Here is a 2612-nt window from a genome sequence, read left to right on the forward strand (position 1 = left end):
GTGTGTGTGTGTGTGTGTGTGTGATCATCTTGCCGGTGCCGTCGGCGCTCACCAGGGTCATCGGGGCGTGCACTGGTCCGCGGCCGGACGCCGGCCGCTGCGAGCGGACGCACGGTCGGCCATGAGCGATTTCAAAGTCATGCCGTCTCCTTTCAGGGTTCTTTCAGGTTGGGAATGTGTCGCGGGGATAGTGTATTCGATAAAAATTGATCAAGGTGAACGGGATCGGAAGCTTGAGGTGACGCAACAAAGATCGCGGGCTCTGCGGGAGCAATGGCGGGTCGGGTGGCTGCTGCCACGACGGTGAGGAGACATCATGCTTGACCCCGCACGACCGGACCTGCCGGCGATCGACGCCTGGCTCAGGACGCCGGGGCAATCCGTCGAGCAGCGCTTCGCGGAGTCGACCTCGCCATGGTCCGCGCCCAGTTCGGCGGCGGCGGGACTGACGGCCAGGACGTCATCGGTCGCGCGCACGTCGGCATACTCGCCGTGCAGGTTCGCCAGCGCCATCAGGTGGACGTCCTCGGCGCTGCGCAGCGTGCCGCCGAAGTCCGCCTTGTCGAAGGTAAAGCAGGCATCCGCCGCGACGATGGTCGAAACCCCAGGTTGCCGGCCGTGCGCGCCGTCGCCTCGACGGAATTGTTCGTGCTCACGCCGGCAATGACGACGTGGCGGATACCGCGCGCATGCAGCCAACGTTCCAGCCCGGTATTGATGAAGGCATCCGGCACGTTCTTTTCGACGACGTGTTCGTGCGCCAGCGGCCTAAAACGTTCCTGGAATTCGGCGCCGCTCTGGCCGGGCGCAAAGACCGACGCCGGCGCGCGGCTGATGTGGCGCACCAGGACGACCGGTTGATCTCGTTCCCGCCAGGCGGCCAGCAGGCGGGTGATGTTGTCTTCCGCCTGCAGGTTGTTCCGGGGCGGCAGGGTCGGGCTGAGCATGCCTTTTTGCATGTCGATGATGAGCAGGGCGGTTCGTACGGCCATGATGTCCTCGGCTGAGCAGGCGGCGCGGCGCGCCGTCCCTGCGCCGCGAGCTTAACACCACCCGAACCCGTCCCTCGAGATGTCTGACAACGCTCATGGAGCGTCCCATCCATACCGATAGACTGCATGTGCCGATCTTGTCTATTTTATAACTTTTATGCAACAATCATTTCCGCTCGCTTACGCAAGTCGCCTCGCCTGCCTCGTGCTGGCGGCGACCTGCCCGCTTGCCGCTCACGCCGGTGCGCAGGCGCCCGAGCGCAACCTGGAGCCGGATGGCTGGGGCATCGTGACGAACCAGGCCATCACGGTCGCGGGCCATGAATTCTGCCAGTACTTCATTGCCGCCTGGCTCGACAAGCCGAACAGCGACCGCTACACGATCGCCATCCGCGAGCGCCCGTCGGCGCGCTGGGGCACCCAGGTCTGGATCGAGTACGGCTCCCGCCGGGTGCTGCAGGTGCAACTGCCGCCCGCGCGCACCGGGCTGGAGGCGCTGGGCGAAAACGCCGCCGAAAGCGCCTACCGGGCCGTCCTGGACATCGAGCGCCAACGTACGCTCATCCGCGATGCCGACCTCGCGCCCGACGAATTCTGATCCCGCCTGAAGGAGTGAGCCATGTTTCTCCGACTGTCCCTGCCTCTCGCCTGTGGTCTCGCGCTGTGCGGTGGCGCCGCGTGCGCGTCCGAACTGGTCTACGTGCCGGTCAATCCGAATTTCGGCGGCGCGCCGTCCAACGGCCCGGGCCTGCTCGGCTCGGCATCGGCGACCAACAGGCACGGACAGTCGGGTCTGGGCGGGGCGTCGCCGCTGAACCAGACGCCTCTCGAACAGTTCAACCAGACGCTCGAACGCATGATGCTGAGCCAGCTCGCTTCCGCCGCGACGTCGAAGCTGATGGGATCGGACGGCAAACTGTTGCCAGGGACATTCTCGACCGAAAACTTCGTCATCACGGTGACCGACCTGGGCGGGGGACAACTGCGCGTGACCACCACGGACAAGACGACCGGTGCCGTCACCTCGTTCGAGGTGGGGCAATGAGCGCGCCGCATCGTGCGTGGCCAGCCGCGCTCGCACTGCTGTCCCTGCTGGGCGGCTGCGCCCATGCGCCGTCGCCGGTACGCGACAATGCGCGGCTCACGCCCGCCACCGCCATCACGCGCGACCTGCTGTCGCTGCCGCCGCCCAAGGGCAAGATCGCGGTGGCCGTGTACGGCATCCGCGACCAGACCGGCCAGTACAAGCCCGCCCCGGACAGTTCTTTTTCCACGGCGGTGACGCAGGGCGCGTCGTCGCTGCTGATCCGGGCGCTGCAGGACTCCGGCTGGTTCATCCCGGTCGAACGCGAGAACCTGCAGAACCTGCTCACCGAACGCAAGATCGTGCGTGCGCTGGAGATGCCGCAGCCGGCCGGTACGCCGGCCGTGCAGATCCCGCCGCTGCTGGCGGCATCGGTGCTGGTCGAAGGCGGCATCGTCGCCTACGAAAGCAATGTGCGCGGGGCGGCGTGGGCGCGCGCTTCCTCGCATCGGGATGAGCACAGGTGCTGGATCATCCAACGAACTCCTCCGTTTTAACCTTAGCAATACGCAACTGAACGAAGGGAAACCAGATAA

At 66.0% G+C, this 2612-nt stretch carries 3 protein-coding genes and 1 pseudogene; 3 read left to right on the forward strand and 1 reads right to left on the reverse strand.

The window, feature by feature from the left end; genetic code table 11:
* Positions 1 to 450: 450 nt before the first annotated feature.
* Positions 451 to 992, reverse strand: a pseudogene (locus tag ACWNCF_RS02820) (cysteine hydrolase family protein); the annotation flags it as partial.
* Between the two features lie 205 nt (positions 993 to 1197).
* On the opposite strand from ACWNCF_RS02820, the gene ACWNCF_RS02825 reads away from it, so the two are divergent.
* The 3 genes from ACWNCF_RS02825 to ACWNCF_RS02835 are packed head-to-tail and all read left to right on the forward strand — an operon-like array spanning position 1198 to position 2573.
* Positions 1198 to 1590: a CsgE family curli-type amyloid fiber assembly protein gene (locus tag ACWNCF_RS02825; protein WP_449405935.1), complete on the forward strand. Its 393-nt coding sequence runs from the start codon at positions 1198 to 1200 to the stop codon at positions 1588 to 1590.
* A gap of 21 nt (positions 1591 to 1611) precedes the next feature.
* The gene (locus ACWNCF_RS02830) at positions 1612 to 2037 is read left to right on the forward strand and encodes a curli assembly protein CsgF (protein WP_449405936.1); all 426 of its coding nucleotides are present in this window, start codon (positions 1612 to 1614) and stop codon (positions 2035 to 2037) included.
* The gene (locus tag ACWNCF_RS02835; protein ID WP_449405937.1) at positions 2034 to 2573 is read left to right on the forward strand and encodes a CsgG/HfaB family protein; all 540 of its coding nucleotides are present in this window, start codon (positions 2034 to 2036) and stop codon (positions 2571 to 2573) included. Before ACWNCF_RS02830 ends, ACWNCF_RS02835 begins: the two co-directional genes overlap by 4 nt.
* The last annotated feature ends 39 nt before the right edge of the window (positions 2574 to 2612 follow it).

The organism is Massilia phosphatilytica, assembly GCF_977014125.1.